This is a genomic window from Corynebacterium ihumii (assembly GCF_028609825.1).
Taxonomy (GTDB): domain Bacteria; phylum Actinomycetota; class Actinomycetes; order Mycobacteriales; family Mycobacteriaceae; genus Corynebacterium; species Corynebacterium afermentans.
Genome location: NZ_CP063190.1, coordinates 80657 through 94516, shown reverse-complemented (window position 1 = coordinate 94516; position 13860 = coordinate 80657). Strand labels below are relative to the sequence as shown.

Annotated in this window: 13 protein-coding genes; 7 read left to right on the top strand and 6 right to left on the bottom strand. The window is 65.1% G+C overall.

Annotated features, from left to right (window positions below):
- Positions 1-2 precede the first annotated feature (2 nt).
- Genes CIHUM_RS00385 through CIHUM_RS00365 form a run of 5 tightly spaced genes read left to right on the top strand, consistent with a single transcriptional unit; the run spans position 3 to position 8401 of the window.
- Entirely contained in the window at positions 3-1832 is a 1830-nt protein-coding gene (locus CIHUM_RS00385; RefSeq protein ID WP_051106211.1) for an arabinofuranosyltransferase, read from the top strand.
- Between the two features lie 10 nt (positions 1833-1842).
- Positions 1843-5031, top strand: a complete 3189-nt coding sequence (locus CIHUM_RS00380) for an arabinosyltransferase domain-containing protein (protein WP_243427108.1) — start codon at positions 1843-1845, stop codon at positions 5029-5031.
- A gap of 4 nt (positions 5032-5035) precedes the next feature.
- Complete coding sequence (locus CIHUM_RS00375; RefSeq protein ID WP_051106209.1) at positions 5036-5887, top strand: cutinase family protein; 852 nt, start codon at positions 5036-5038, stop codon at positions 5885-5887.
- The gene (locus CIHUM_RS00370; RefSeq protein WP_034996827.1) at positions 5880-7760 is read left to right on the top strand and encodes a M13 family metallopeptidase; all 1881 of its coding nucleotides are present in this window, start codon (positions 5880-5882) and stop codon (positions 7758-7760) included. The genes CIHUM_RS00375 and CIHUM_RS00370 overlap by 8 nt, the downstream gene beginning before the upstream one ends.
- Positions 7724-8401: a hypothetical protein gene (locus CIHUM_RS00365; protein ID WP_148363813.1), complete on the top strand. Its 678-nt coding sequence runs from the start codon at positions 7724-7726 to the stop codon at positions 8399-8401. The genes CIHUM_RS00370 and CIHUM_RS00365 overlap by 37 nt, the downstream gene beginning before the upstream one ends.
- On the opposite strand, the gene CIHUM_RS00360 is transcribed toward CIHUM_RS00365, so the two are convergent.
- Positions 8398-9081: a VOC family protein gene (locus CIHUM_RS00360; RefSeq protein WP_034996826.1), complete on the bottom strand. Its 684-nt coding sequence runs from the start codon at positions 9079-9081 to the stop codon at positions 8398-8400. The two genes, CIHUM_RS00365 and CIHUM_RS00360, sit on opposite strands and share 4 nt — an antisense overlap.
- On the bottom strand, positions 9081-9368 hold the full coding sequence (locus CIHUM_RS00355) for an RNA-binding S4 domain-containing protein (protein ID WP_034996824.1): 288 nt from the start codon (positions 9366-9368) through the stop codon (positions 9081-9083). The genes CIHUM_RS00360 and CIHUM_RS00355 overlap by 1 nt, the downstream gene beginning before the upstream one ends.
- Before the next feature lie 17 nt (positions 9369-9385).
- Between CIHUM_RS00355 and CIHUM_RS00350 the strand changes: the two genes are divergently transcribed.
- Positions 9386-10420, top strand: a complete 1035-nt coding sequence (locus CIHUM_RS00350; protein WP_051106206.1) for a CapA family protein — start codon at positions 9386-9388, stop codon at positions 10418-10420.
- Here CIHUM_RS00350 and CIHUM_RS00345 read toward each other — a convergent pair.
- Genes CIHUM_RS00345 through CIHUM_RS00335 form a run of 3 tightly spaced genes read right to left on the bottom strand, consistent with a single transcriptional unit; the run spans position 10417 to position 11750 of the window.
- Entirely contained in the window at positions 10417-11127 is a 711-nt protein-coding gene (locus tag CIHUM_RS00345; protein WP_034996822.1) for an SDR family oxidoreductase, read from the bottom strand. The two genes, CIHUM_RS00350 and CIHUM_RS00345, sit on opposite strands and share 4 nt — an antisense overlap.
- The gene (locus CIHUM_RS00340) at positions 11124-11405 is read right to left on the bottom strand and encodes an alpha-ketoglutarate-dependent dioxygenase AlkB (protein ID WP_262360345.1); all 282 of its coding nucleotides are present in this window, start codon (positions 11403-11405) and stop codon (positions 11124-11126) included. Before CIHUM_RS00340 ends, CIHUM_RS00345 begins: the two co-directional genes overlap by 4 nt.
- A 30-nt stretch (positions 11406-11435) precedes the next feature.
- On the bottom strand, positions 11436-11750 hold the full coding sequence (locus CIHUM_RS00335; protein ID WP_243427106.1) for a 2OG-Fe(II) oxygenase family protein: 315 nt from the start codon (positions 11748-11750) through the stop codon (positions 11436-11438).
- Positions 11751-11982: 232 nt separating this feature from the next.
- Here CIHUM_RS00335 and CIHUM_RS00330 point away from each other — a divergent pair, with 232 nt between their 5' ends.
- Positions 11983-13317, top strand: coding sequence for an HNH endonuclease signature motif containing protein (locus CIHUM_RS00330; RefSeq protein WP_034996819.1), 1335 nt, complete (start codon positions 11983-11985; stop codon positions 13315-13317).
- Here the strand turns inward: CIHUM_RS00330 and thpR are convergent.
- On the bottom strand, positions 13305-13847 hold the full coding sequence (gene thpR / locus CIHUM_RS00325) for an RNA 2',3'-cyclic phosphodiesterase (protein WP_034996817.1): 543 nt from the start codon (positions 13845-13847) through the stop codon (positions 13305-13307). The genes CIHUM_RS00330 and thpR overlap by 13 nt on opposite strands.
- Positions 13848-13860 lie beyond the last annotated feature (13 nt).

The window sequence follows — 13860 nt, the reverse complement described above, 5'->3', positions numbered from 1 at the left end:
GCATGACTACCGCTTACCACCCTGACGAGCTGTCGGTCGGGCAAACCGCTGCCCGGACTGTCGCGGCCGGGCTCGCCGGCGGCGTGATTGCCCTGGCCGCCTGGTTCGTGCTGCACAAGATCTCGCTGCCGGCGTTTAATACGTCGATGGTGACCAGGTCGCTGGCCACCGCCGCCTCCTTCGTGTGCATCGGCATCGGCGTCGTTTTGGCCGTGCTGTGGACCAAAGGCAAGAAACCCTGGGTCTCCTCCGCCGTGATGTCGCTGGTGCCGGCGGGGCTGGTGGTGTCCTCCATCGGTATCCCGCTGGGCGCGACCCGGCTGTACCTGGACGGCATCCAGGTGGACCAGGGCTTCCGCACCCAGTTCCTGTCGCGCATGACGGAAAACTTGAGTCACGCGGACATGGCGTACAAGGACCTGCCCACCTTCTACCCCATGGGCTGGTTCTGGCTGGGCGGGCGCACCGCCAACGTGCTGGGCATGGAAGGCTGGGAGGTGTACCAGCCGTTCGCGATCGCGACGCTGGCGGCGGCTGCGGCGATGCTCACGCCGGTGTGGCGCAGGCTCACTGGCTCGCTGCCCACCGCCCTCGCCATCGCCACCGTGACCACGGCTGTCGTGCTCACGGAGGTGCCGGAGGAGCCGTACGCGGCGGTGGTGGCCATGTTCGTGCCAGCCGCAGCCGTGATGTCGTACCGGGCGGTCAACGGTTCGTGGGCGTCCACCATTGCGCTGGCCGTCTACCTGGGCATTTCCGCCAGCTTCTACACGCTGTTCACCGCGATTGCGGCGCTGACCATGGTGGTGCTGGCCGTCATCCACACTTTTACCAAGCACTCGGTCAAGCCGCTGGTGCACCTGCTGGTCACCGGCGTGGGGTCGTTGGCCATCGCCGCGATCTCCTGGGGCCCGTACGTCTGGCGCGTGCTCACCGGCGACGAGCAGCTGGAGTCCACCGCGAACCACTTCCTGCCCATCGAGGGCACGTACTTCCCGCTGCCGTTTTTGTCGTTCTCGCTGATCGGGCTGTTGTCCATGATCGGGTTGATCTACCTGATCTACAGGATTAAGGAGCCGGAGTTGGCGGCCCTTGGGGCGTCGATAGGCGTGTGCTACCTGTGGGCGCTCGCGTCGATGGCGATCACCCTGCTGGGCACCTCCCTCCTCGGCTTCCGCCTCGAGGTGCTGATTGTGGCGCTGTTTGCCACCCTCGGCGTGATTGCCATTTCCGAGTTCGGGCTAAACAAGTACACCACCGCCGTCGCCGCGGTCCTGGCAGTGGGCGCGCTGCAGATGGTGCAGAACATCCCGGTGGAAAATGAGGACTACATCGATCAGGCCTACGCCGACACCGACGGCAACGGCGAGCGCGCGGACCGCTTCCCGCCGGACGCGGGCCGCTACTACCAGGAGATGGCGGACTTCATCGAGGCCCACGGCCACATGAAGAACGACGCGGTGATCTACACCGACGAGATCAACTTCATGGCGTTCCATCCCTTCTACGCGTTTAACGCTTACACCAGCCACTACGCCAACCCAGTGGGCGAGTTCGAGCACCGCAACGACGAGCTGAAGCAGTGGGCGGAGATCTCCTACGCCGACCCGGAGAAGTTCACTGAGGCGGTAGACAACTCGAAGTGGGAGCCGCCGGTGGCGTTCGTGTTCCGCGACAACGGCAAAGACGGTCTGAAGACGCACATCGCGCACGACATCTACCCGAGCCAGCCGAACGTGCGCTACGAGGGCCTGTTCTTCAACCCAGACGCATTTGAGCAGGACTGGGACGTCGAGCAGTTCGGCCCGTTTGCTGTGGCGGTGAGGAAGTAAGGTGTCCGCTGTGAAAAGAGTCCAGACCACCGCGACTGTCGCGGGTTTGATCGCGTTTGTCCTGCTGTTGCTCGTGCCGTTTCTGCCGGTCAAGCAGACGGAATCTTCCGTGTCGTGGCCGCAGAATAACTCGGTGGCGTCCGTCAACGCGCCGCTGATTTCGCTGGCGCCGCAGCAGCTCGATGTCACCGTGCCGCTTTCGGCTATCGACGAGCTCCGCGACGGCCAGTCGCTGCTTCTGGGCACGCTGCCCGAGGGCTCCCCGAAGGCCAGCGACCGCGGTTTCTTCGTCTCCTCCCACGACGGCGGCCTGGTGGTCAGCTCCCTGAACGAGGTGCTGCTGCAGCTCACTCCAGCGCAGGTGAACAAGCTGCCGGACGATGCACAGCTCAAGGCCACCCTCACCCACGACTCCACCACCGTGGAGGTCCCGGGAACCGAATATTCCGAGGACGAGGATTACCGCCCGCAGCTCACCGGCATCTACACCGAGCTCGAGGATGAGCAGCAGCTTATCGACGAAGGCCTGTCCGCCCACGTGGACATCAACTCCCGCTTCACCTCCCAGCCGACGCTGGTGAAGACGCTGGCGATGGTGCTCGGCCTGATCAGCGCCCTGATCTCCCTGGCCGCGCTACGGAAGATGGACCGCCCCGCGCCGCGTTTGCGCCGCCAGGGGCTCAAGCCTCTCGACGGCCTGGTGGCCGCCGTCCTCGGCTTCTGGCACGTCTTCGGGGCCAACACCTCCGACGACGGCTACCTGCTCACCATGGCGCGCGTAGCCGCCAACACGGACTACATGGCCAACTACTACCGCTGGTACGGCGTGCCGGAGGCCCCGTTCGGCTCCCCGTTCTACGACCTGCTGGCGCTGCTGTCGCAGGTGAGCACGGCGTCGATGTGGATGCGCCTGCCGGCGCTGCTGGCGGGCCTGGGCACGTGGTGGCTGCTCTCCCGCGAGATCCTGCCGAAGCTTGGCCCCGCTATCGCGCAAAGAAGGGTCGCCCACTGGACGGCGGCGCTGGTGTTCCTGGCGTTCTGGCTGCCGTACAACAACGGCACCCGCCCGGAGCCGATCATCGCCTTCGGCCTGATGGCCACGTGGGCACTGTTCGAGCGCGCCATGGAAACCGACCGCCTGGTCCCCGCCGCGTGGGGCACCGTCGTGGCGGCGCTGACTCTGGCGTGCGGCCCGACCGGTTTGGCCGCAGTCGGCGTGTTCCTGATTTCTTTGCCCTGGGTGTTGGGGACCATTGGGCGTCGTAAAGCAACGCTCGCTTCCGTCGCTCCGTTTTTGGGCGCGGGCATGGCTGTGATGGCGCCGGTGTTCAAGGACCAGACGCTGGCTACCGTGCTGGAGGCGACCGCGGTGCGCTCCGAGGTGGGCCCCGCATTGAGCTGGTTTGAGGAGTGGAGCCGCTACTCCGTGCTGTTCGAGCAAACGGTGGACGGCTCGCTGGCGCGCCGGTTCCCCATGTTCGTGCTCTTGATGTGCATCGGCCTGACCCTGTGGTGGCTCGCCCGCGGCGGCGAAAGGACCAAGACCGCACAGCGGATGATGCTGATCATCGGCTTTTCCACCTTCTTCCTCATGTTCACGCCGACGAAGTGGACGCACCACTTCGGCATCTACGCCGGTCTTGGCGCGGCGATCGCGGCGTACGGCTCGGTCGTGCTTTCTCGGATCGCACTGCAGTCCAAGCGCAACCGCTCGTTTGCCACGGCCGCGGTGCTGTTCCTGCTGGCCCTGACGCTGGCGGGCTGGAACGGCTGGTGGTACGTGTCCTCCTACGCGGTGCCGTGGTGGGACCGCACCCCGCAGCTGAAGGCCGTGGAGTTCAACACCATTGTGTTGGCCATCGCGCTTGTGGTGTTCGTGGTGGGCGTGGTGCAGTCCATGCGCCCGCCGAAGCCTGTGGACGCCTCCCGCTGGGCCGGCGTCATGTCCGCCCCCATCGCCGTTGCGGCGGCGCTGATTGTGGCGCTGTCCTGCCTGACGTTTGTGAAGTCCTTCGTCTCCCAGGCGCCGGACTACTCCGTGGGCATGGGCAACGTGCGCACCTTCGCGGGCGAGCACTGCGCCCAGGGCGCGGATGTGTTGTTGGAGGAGGACACCAACGACGCATTCCTTTCGCCTATCAACGGCGTCCCGCTCGGCCGCTCTCTAGATTCCGGCGACAACTCCGGGTTCCACCCCGACGGAGTTCCGGCCTTCATCGCGTCTGAAAACGCCGACACATCTGATTCGAACAACCAGCAGGTGCAAGACGACGACACCGCCGACGTGGACCCGGGCTCCGACGAGGCGCAGTCCACCTCGCGCGTGAACACGCAGGGCAACCGCCCGCGTTCCATGCGCGGCGTGAACGGCTCGACGGTGCGCCTACCGTTCGGCCTGGACTACACCCGCGTGCCGGTGCTGGGCACCTTCGAGGACGAGCCGACGCAGTCTGCCGAGCTGGAGACCTCCTGGTTCGACCTGCCGTCCGCCTCCGAGGAGCGCCCGCTGCTGGTGGCGTCCGTGGCCGGCCGCATCGAGCACCACGACATCAACGGCATCGAACAAGAGGGCAGCGAGGTGGAGCTGCAGTACGGCCGGAAAACAGATGGCGGCGTGCAGAAGCTCGGCGCGGTGGAGATGCTGGACCAGGGCCCGACCCCGCAGTGGCGCAACCTGCGCTACCCAATCGCAGACTTGCCCGAGGACGCCAACGTGGTGCGCCTGGTAGCCAAGGACACCTCCCTGGCGGAGAAGGACTGGGTGGCGGTGACCCCGCTGCGCAACCCGAAGCTGGTGGAGCTGAACACCATGTTCGACTCGGAGACCCCGGGGCTTTTGGACTGGACCGTGGCGTTCCAATACCCCTGCCAGCGCCCCTTCTACCACCACGCGGGCGTGGACGAGCTCCCGGAGTACCGCATCATGCCGGACGCCCCAGGCAAGGCGAAGCTGTCCGGCTTCATGGACTTCCTCGGCGGCGGCTCGCTCGCCCCGGTGGAGGCCGTGAACACCTCCTACGAGGTACCGGGCTACCTCAAGGGCGACTGGCAGCGCGACTGGGGCTCTGTGGCCAAGTACGAACGCCGCACCAACTCCTCCGGCGACGTGCCTGCGCTGGCGCAGGTGGACATAGCTGAAACCACCCGGTGGGGCTTGTACACTCCTGGTCCGATGAAGGTGCGCGACCCGGAGGAATAACGCCATGAAACTGCCCAAAGTCACCGCCGCAGCTGCCCTGCTGTTTTCCCTGGTGGCCTCACCCGTTCAGGCTCAGGACCAGCAGAACTGCGCCGCGCACTACTTGATCGCGGTGCCGGGCGGTGGCAACACGGCAGAGGGCATCCCGGACTACGTTCCGCACGGCGGCAACGTGTTCATGACCGGCATGCTCACCCGCCTCGGCACCGGCGGGGAGATCCAGCCGCTGTGGGTGTCCTACACCTCCACCCCGTTTGCCACTTCGGAGTACGAGAAGTCCAAGGCGGGCGGGCTCAAGCGCGCACGCAACACTGTGTCCCGGCTGGCCAACGTGTGCCCTAACGCGAAGTTCAGCTTCACCGGTTACTCGCTGGGCGCGGACATCGCTGCCACCATCACCAGCGACATCGCCGCGGGCCGCGGCCCGATCGAACCGGAGCGCGTTTCCGGCGTGGCGTTGTTTGCCAACCCGCACCAGGGCGGCAACGGCGCGGTGCTCTCCGCTGGCACGTCGCCGCATTCGCGCGGTTCGCTGGGCTCGCTCCCGGACGGCTACGGCATGCTCGGCCCCCGCGTGCTGGAGATCTGCCGCGACGACGACCTGGTGTGCTCCATGCAGGAGTCGCACCGCGGCCTGGTGGCCCCCGCTATGCGCACCAACCTGGCCGCGGGCCGGATACCGCTCGCCGAGTTCAATGTGTTGTTCCGCGCGCTCGGCTTGAAGTCGCTGGGCATCTTCTTCGACATCGGCTCCCACGGCGGCTACACGCTGGCGCAACAGCAAGAGGCCAGCAACTGGATCATCGAACAGTCACAAGCCCCCATCCAAATTCCCGTAGAGTTGGGGCATGAATGACCTCTTTGAGCTTGTAAACGGCGCGTGGGTTAAAGCCCACGAAATCCCGGCTGACCGCGGCATCGACGGCGCGTTCTACGTCCTGCGCGACAAATCGGAAGAAGATGTCCACGCCATCCTGGAGGACGGCACCGGTCTCGGCGGCACTCTGTTCAAATCCTTCATGGACAACCCCGGCGACATCAGCTCCCTTGACCCCGACCTCGCCAAGATCGAGGTCGCAGACGTCGACGAGTTCGTCCGCGGCCTTGGGGAACTGGAGCGCGTCGGCATCGGCGGTCCGGTGAGCTACTGGGTGGAGAAGGACTCGCAGGGCGAGGAGTCCGTGGCGTACATTTTCCAGTCCGGCCTGGGCCTGCCGGATGAGGCCTACTACCGCGACGAGGACCACGCCGAAACCCTCGCCGCGTACAAGTCTCACGTGGAGAAGATGCTCGGTTTCCTCGAGCCGAAGTACCTGCAGGGCCTGACCCCGAAGATCGCCGCCGAGCGCATCGTCAACCTGGAATCTCAGCTGGCCGCGAGCCACTGGGACGTGGTCAAGGCGCGCGACGCGGTGGCTACCTACAACCCCACCACCCTCGAGGAGATGCCGCCTTTGGTGCGCACGCTTCTGGGCGCCTCCGGTCTCTCCGGCAAAGTCGTCAACATGATGCCGTCGTTCACCTCTGACCTGGACGGCATGTTGCGCCGCGAGACCCTGGCGGACTGGCAGCTATGGGCCGCGTGGAACATCCTGCGCTCCCGCGCCGGCGTGCTCTCCGAGGAAATCGGCGAGGCCAACTTCGAGTTCTACGGGAAAAAGTTGAGCGGCGCCACCGAGCAGCGCGACCGTTGGAAGCGTGGAGTGGGACTCGCGGAAAGCCTGGTTGGTGAGGATATCGGGCGGAGCTACGTGGATAAGCATTTCCCGCCCTCATCCAAGGAGACGATGCTGGAGCTTGTCGAGTACCTGATCGCCGCCTACCGTTCCCGCATCCAGCAGCTGGAGTGGATGAGCGAGCCGACGAAGCAGCGCGCGCTGGAGAAGCTCGCGCAGTTCAACGCCAAGATCGGCTACCCGGAGAAGTGGCGCAGCTACGACGGTTTGGAGTTCGGGCCCGACTTGGTGGACAACGTGCGCCGCGGCGCTGCGTTCGAGCACGACTACCAGCTAGCCAAGATTGGAAAAGCCTCTGACCGGCAGCAATGGGTTTCCTCCCCGCAGACGGTCAACGCGTTTTACAACCCGGTGGTCAACGACATCACCTTCCCCGCCGCGATCCTGCAGCCGCCGTTCTTCGACCCGGACGCTGACGCCGCGGAAAACTTTGGTGCGATCGGCGCGGTGATCGGCCACGAGATCGGCCACGGCTTCGACGACCAGGGCTCGCGTTACGACGGGCTGGGCAACCTCAACTCCTGGTGGACCGACGAGGACCGAGCCAACTTTGAGCAGCTGACCGCCAAGCTGGTCGGCCAGTTCAACGGCCTGGTGCCGTCCGTGCTGGGGGGCACGAAGACGAAGGGCGTCAACGGCGAGTTCACCCTCGGCGAGAACATCGGCGACCTTGGCGGCCTGGGCATCGCTGTGGTGGCGTACAAGAAGTACCTGGATGACAACGGCCTCGAGGATGTGGAGCGGCAGAAGTTCGGCGACCTTGAGGGCGAGTACACCGGCTTCCAGCGCCTGTTTCTGGCGTGGGCACGGGTGTGGCGCTCCAAGGCGCGCCCGGAGATGGCCGCGCAGCTGCTCGCCATCGACCCGCACGCGCCGAACGAGTTCCGCTGCAACGTGATTGCCGCGAACATCGCCGAATTTTACGAGGCGTTTGAGGTGGAAAAGGGGTCCAAGATGTGGATCGACCCCGAGGACAGGGTGACGATTTGGTAGAGCACATCAACGAACAGGGCGACCCGAACTTCAACGTCGGCGGCGTAAAAAGAGACATGCCGCCGGAGCTGCAGCTGGAGCAGCTGGCGTCCTACATTCACGCCACCTACGAGGACGGGCCGAACTACCTGGCCCTGCTGCCGGACCGCATCACCCACGCCGCGATGCTCATGCTCGGCACCGCCGTCGACCATGCGCTGCCCGCCACGAAGTGGGCCGGCGGGGTCACGGTGGAGCCCCACGAGCTGGGCGCGGTGTTCCGCCCGTCGGAGCCGAACGGCCGGTGGGCGGTCTCGCTTTGGGACGGCCCAGACAACGCCAAGGAAATGCTCTGGCGCCCGGACGTGGCCGCCGCGGCGGAGCTGTCCGGCACCACGATCCTGGATGTGGACTCGGTGGCAGATGCCGCGGAAGCAGTAGACTTGGTCGGCGCCGAGGTGGTGTGGGCGTTGGGGGATGTGGAGCTCCCGCCAGCCCCCCGCTACATCGTCACCTTCCCCACCACGCAACCAACCAAACCTGCGTTCGTGCAGGTGCGGAAAGGGTCGGGCCTCGAGGGCACCGAGTATTACGCCGACGGGTTCATCTCCACGCCGGCGGAGATTCGCCGCCGGGTCGCAGACGCCGCTGAGGCGCTCTAGCCCAGGACGGACTCTGCTTCGTCCACCTCGTCGAAGGTGGGCTCGTCGACCTCGGAGAGGAAGAACTGGGCGCCGTTAGGGTCGTGCACGCCTGCGGTGCCATTTTCGGGGCCGAACTCCACCCCACCGCCGAGGTTTTCCACCTGCCGGCAGGCCGCGTCCACCTCGCGCACGCCGAAGTAGCTGAACCACTGGGCGTGCTCGCCGACGAACATGCCCAAAAACGGCGCGCCGTCCTCCACCGCGATGAAGTAGCCGTCTTCCTCGCGGATCTCCCAGTCGAACAGTTCGCCGTAGAAGTCGATGGCGTCCATGCTCGGAGCCGAGTACTCGTACCACGCCGGAACGCCCGGCTCACCTGCGGCGAAGAAGCGCTCCTCCGGGTCCTTCAGCCCAAACAGGCCGCCAGCGGGGTCCTGGCACAGGGTCACAGAATCGTCCGAGCTGAGCACCTTGCCGCCCAGCTTCTCCACGTTGTCCGGGTTGCCGATAAAGGAGGTGACCCACATGTCCATCTGCGCTGGCACGATGCCGGCCACCGGCAGGCCCTCTTTGCGGGCGGTGCCGTCCACGATCTCCCAGCCCAGCAGCTCGGAGTAGAAGTGGGTGGACTTGAGCTGGTTCTGGGTCACCAGGTCCTGCCAGAATGGCATGCCGTCTTTGCCTTCGAATGCGGGCATTAGAGGTTCCTCCACTTCTCGGGGTCGAAATCGTCGTTGGCGGTGCGTTCGTCGAAGTAGTCGTCGCCGTCTCCGTCAACTACTACCGTGGCTGAATCTTCCCCTAGGCCGACGGTATCGCCGTCGATAAGCGAATGCCCCCTGGAGGTGACCACCTCGTTGTTGACGGTGACCTCGCCGGCGCTGATGGCCTCCTTGGCGTGGCCGCCGGATTCGACGAGGTTGGCCAGTTTGAGAAATTGGCCGAGTTTGATCGTCTCGCCTGAAATGGGCACGTCGATATGCATGCAGGTTAGTCTAAGGCATGCGAAGAATCTGGGCGTTCACCCTGACCCTCCTGCTTGCTGGCTGTGCCGCGGAGGAGCCGGAGGTCGTTGAAGAGGTTGAAGAGGCCGTCTCCACCGTGACCATCCGCTCCGTCGGCGACATCCTCGTCCACTCCGACGTGTACACCACCGCACGCACGGACACCGGCTTCGACTTTACGCGCATGTTCGACCCGGTCAGACAGTACATGGCGGACGCCGACATCACCACTGCCAACATGGAGGTCCCCGTCGCCGGCGAGGCGTTCGGCCTGTCCGGGTACCCGCAGTTCAACTCCCCGCCCGAGATCATCGATGCACTGAAAAATTCTGGCGTGGACATCGTGAACAACGCCACCAACCACTCCATGGACCGTGGCGGCGAGGGCGTGATCGCCTCTACCGGCCACATGCGCGACCGGGGGATGCTCTACGCGGGCAGCTTCTCCAGCGCCGCCGACGCCGCCACCCCGCGCATCATCGAGGCGAACGGCATCACCGTCGGTTTCCTCGGCTCCACGTACGGCACCAACGGCCTGCCTGTGGAGGAGGAGCATTTTGCATCGCTTATCGACGACAACCTCACGGACCGCATCACCACCCTGGACTCCGAGGTAGACGTCACCGTCGTGATGCTGCACATGGGCGATGAGTACGCCCCGCTGCAAAACGAGTTCCAGGAGGAGACCGCCGCGGCTTCCCTGGAAGCGGGCGCTGACCTGGTGCTCGGCGGGCACCCGCATGTGGTCGAGCCGTTCGACGGGCCCGTCTGGTACTCCCACGGCAACTTCCTCCACGGCCAGTTGGAGGAGCCGACCAAGATCGGCGGCATCGGCGAGTTCACGTTTACCAAGCGCGGCGACGAGGTGTCGTTTACCGGCGCACGGTTCATGCCCACCTATACCGTCGGCCCGCCGATCAGCTACGACCACCATGTGCTCCCCCTCGTCGAGGCCGGCGACTACGTGGACGTTCAAAAATGGATGACGGACCTGCGGGAGCGCCTCAACGTGGAGGTGGTGGATTACCTCTAGCGTTCCGCCTGGTCCACCGGCATGATGCTCATCGTGTCGATGTTCACGTGCGCCGGGAGGCTGGCCACCCAGCGGACGGCCTCGGCGATGTCGTCTGCGGTGAGGTTTTGTTTGCTCTCGTAGACCTTGTTTGCGCGCTCCTCGTCGCCGCCGAAGCGGTTCAGCGCGAAGTCGGTTTTCACCCTGCCGGGATCGATCTCGCACACGCGGATGTCGTTTTCCGCCTCCTCGCGCCGAAACGCCCTGGTTACGCCGCGCAACCCGTGCTTTGCGGCGTTGTAGCCGGAGCCGCCCTTGTACGCGTCCGTGCCAGCCACCGATCCGATGTTCACCACCAGGCCTTTGGCGGCCTTGAGCTGCGGGTACAGCGCGCGGGTCACCCGCATGGTGCCCATCACGTTGGTCTGGAACATCCACTCCCAGTCCGCGTCGTCCGCGTCGCGTAGGTAATCCAGCTCCTTCGCGCCGCCGGCGTTGTTAACCAGCAGGTCCACGCGTTCAAGCTGCGCAAGCTTCTCGACGCTCCCCCGGTCCACCACGTCCAACTCCATCGCTACCCCGCCGATTTCGTCTGCGATCTGCTGGCACTTCTCCAGGCGCCGCGCCGCCACGACGACCTTCCAGCCGTCCTTGGCCAGCGCCCTGCAGGTGGCCTCCCCGATGCCTGCCGATCCGCCAGTTACTACTGCTACCTTCTGCTCGCTCATGAGCCCTCCATCTGTCTCATCGTGATGTTCAACCGGCCGTCAAGCAGGTCGGACGTCCCTTTTCTCGCGCCGAGCACGCCGTGTTTCGCCCTTCTGGCGGGCCCGCCAAAGACGACGACGTCGCCCGATAGGAGCAGCGTATCGCGCCCTGCGATGCGGAAGATCGCGTCTTGGCCGAACGACAGGCTGACCACCGCGTTTTCCGATTCCTCCTCCGCGTCCACGTGCTGCCCCATGCCCTTGCCCGGCGGGTAGAAGTTCACTAGCGCAGTTTCGATTGTTGGGGTCGGGCCGACAAGCGGGTCTATTTACCGCGCCGTCGCCATGACGTTGTCCGCGATGGCCTGGAAGTTCTCCGGGATCGGCGGCACCGGGTGGCCGTCGACCTCCCTGACCATGCGGTACGGGTTCGTCGCCCAGAACCAGCCCAGCGAGAGCAGCCAGGCATCCATTTGGCCGTGGCCGACCTTTGGACGTCGCATAGCAACCGGCGTCCCCGCTACTTTCCGTGCCAGCTCGCGCGCCTGATTGACCAGTTCCTCCTGCTCAGTGGGCGTGAAAAAGACAGGCAAATGAACCGCACCAGGGATGATGCGGGCGGGTGGCCGCGGGATGACGAGCACGGGATTAATGTAGCGCATCCGCACGTCGCTGTCGAATACGTAAGTGGTCTATGTTGTCTTTTTCCTGGTGCAGACCTTGACAATCGTTTGTGTGTTCTATATTGTGGAGGGTGCCACGACGAGAGGGGCGACCGTGACAACCGCGACCACAGCACCGAAAAAATTCCGTAACCAGCGAGAACACGACCCGGATAGCGAATGTGCCCAGGCCATCCGGGACACGTATTGGACGATGTTTGGGCACTACGCGTACCCCGGTTTCGACGTCGAAGATTTCGACGCCACAGTGACCCAGCTACAACTCGCCACCGGTTGGCACAAGGGGTTTGTCAAGAACGCGATCCTGGGCCACGCCGCACTGCAGGACCTCCCGCGCCTGCGCGAACTGCAGCAGGAAACGCGCCTGTTGGACGTGGGACACCTGACCGCGGTCTACACCGCCATCGAGGAGCTCGGCCCGGATGTGGACGAGGAAGCACTCATGCTCATCGACGGCATCCTGTCCGACACCTTCACCCCCAGCCGCCACGACCAGGCCGTTCCCCAGCGCAAGACGGTTACGGACCGCATCCGGGCCGCGATCAAGCGCATGGATAGAAGCCGCGCCTACGACAAACGCAAGCGCGATAACCGCGAGGAGGACAACTCAGAAACTTTCGGCGTCCACGAGTACCGCGACCGTGCGATCGTGCAGCTGGACACGAATTCTCTGGACGGTCGGAGGATCCAGGCCAATGTCGTCGAGGTGGCGCGCAAGCTCGGCATCAGCGCGGCCGACGCGGCCATCAAACTGCTCAGCGGAGAAGCCCTCGGCATTGAGGTCTCGCCGGTACTGCACGTGTACAGCCCAAAGAACCGCGGCAATGGCGACCCGGTATTCATTTCCGGCCGCGGGTGGACCGAGCCGGAGGCCGCGACCGCTTTCGAGCGCTGGATCGCCGACACATTCTTAGACGAACGTGACCTCGACGCTGAGCTGAAGAAAAGCCTGCGGGGCTACGTCCCCAGCGAGGGAATGCGCCACGCCGTGTACGCCCGCAACCGCACCTGCATCTACCCGGAGTGCAACCGCCCCGCCGAGCAGTGTCAGCTGGACCACCGCATTCCGTACGACGAGGGCGGCCCAACCGAGGCGGACAACCTGTACCCCCTGTGCCAGCGGCACCACAACATGAAGACCGACCGGACAGCGTTCTACATCCCGGACCCGTACACGGGGGACATCATTTGGCTGTTCGCCGACGGCTCCTACGTGGTCACCGTGGAAGATGGTCTCCTGCGCGACCAGTTCACGCCGCACAATCCTAGGTGGCAGTCCAGCATGTCCGCCGTGCGCAAGAATCGCGCCCGGGTCGCGGAGTTTTTCGCCAAAGGCCACAAAATCCTGGACAACTTCGACCAGGACCTCGACCTCGAGCAGGCGACTGCCGCGATCAAGGACCTGGAACAGGAATACGGCATGAAATTCGGGTTCACCCCGGAGATGCCGTACGTGGAACCCTTACCCGAAGAACCGGTAGAAGCTCCGTTCCCCGACCCAGAGGAGGAGGAACACTACCGCAGGTAGAACCTATCCACCACCTCGTACTTCGGGCCGCCACTTCGACCCCTGCCCAGGTGTGACTCCAACAGCAGCACTTCATCGGCGGCGAATTCGGGGCCGGTGTAGATGGCGAGGGCGTGGGCGTGGTCGTCGAGAAGCCACGGATCTCTTGTGCGAGTCCCGGTGCGCGCGACGGTCAGGTGCGCGCGCTGACGGCGGCGCATGTCCGGGTCGAGCTGGCAGTCCGCCATCAGGTCTTTCAGCGGCGCCTTGTCGCCGCCGACGCCGATCCACATGGTGCGCCGATCAAAACACCCGGCTCCTCGGAGGTGCAACCTCAAGGGCCGGGTGAAGGCGGTGGCTTGGGCCAGGTGGTCGGTGACCGCGGCGGCGTCGTTCGGCTGTGACCCGTAGAAGGCGACCGTGATGTGCCAGTTGTCGGGGTCGGCCCACCGCACTTCTGTGCCCGAGAAGTCGCGGATGGGCCGCAGGGCGGTGATGAGGTGTTCGCGAACATCGGCCGGAGGGACGATCGCTGCGAAGAGGCGTCTCATGGCCCACACGCTA

What these genes read in the sequence shown, in the direction of transcription:
- CIHUM_RS00385 (WP_051106211.1), top strand. Translation starts at nt 3, where the DNA reads ATGACTACCGCTTACCACCCTGACGAGCTGTCGGTCGGGCAAACCGCT.
- CIHUM_RS00375 (WP_051106209.1), top strand. Translation starts at nt 5,036, where the DNA reads ATGAAACTGCCCAAAGTCACCGCCGCAGCTGCCCTGCTGTTTTCCCTG.
- CIHUM_RS00370 (WP_034996827.1), top strand. Translation starts at nt 5,880, where the DNA reads ATGAATGACCTCTTTGAGCTTGTAAACGGCGCGTGGGTTAAAGCCCAC.
- CIHUM_RS00360 (WP_034996826.1), bottom strand. Translation starts at nt 9,081, where the DNA reads ATGCCCGCATTCGAAGGCAAAGACGGCATGCCATTCTGGCAGGACCTG.
- CIHUM_RS00355 (WP_034996824.1), bottom strand. Translation starts at nt 9,368, where the DNA reads ATGCATATCGACGTGCCCATTTCAGGCGAGACGATCAAACTCGGCCAA.
- CIHUM_RS00350 (WP_051106206.1), top strand. Translation starts at nt 9,386, where the DNA reads ATGCGAAGAATCTGGGCGTTCACCCTGACCCTCCTGCTTGCTGGCTGT.
- CIHUM_RS00345 (WP_034996822.1), bottom strand. Translation starts at nt 11,127, where the DNA reads ATGAGCGAGCAGAAGGTAGCAGTAGTAACTGGCGGATCGGCAGGCATC.
- CIHUM_RS00330 (WP_034996819.1), top strand. Translation starts at nt 11,983, where the DNA reads ATGTTTGGGCACTACGCGTACCCCGGTTTCGACGTCGAAGATTTCGAC.
- thpR (WP_034996817.1), bottom strand. Translation starts at nt 13,847, where the DNA reads ATGAGACGCCTCTTCGCAGCGATCGTCCCTCCGGCCGATGTTCGCGAA.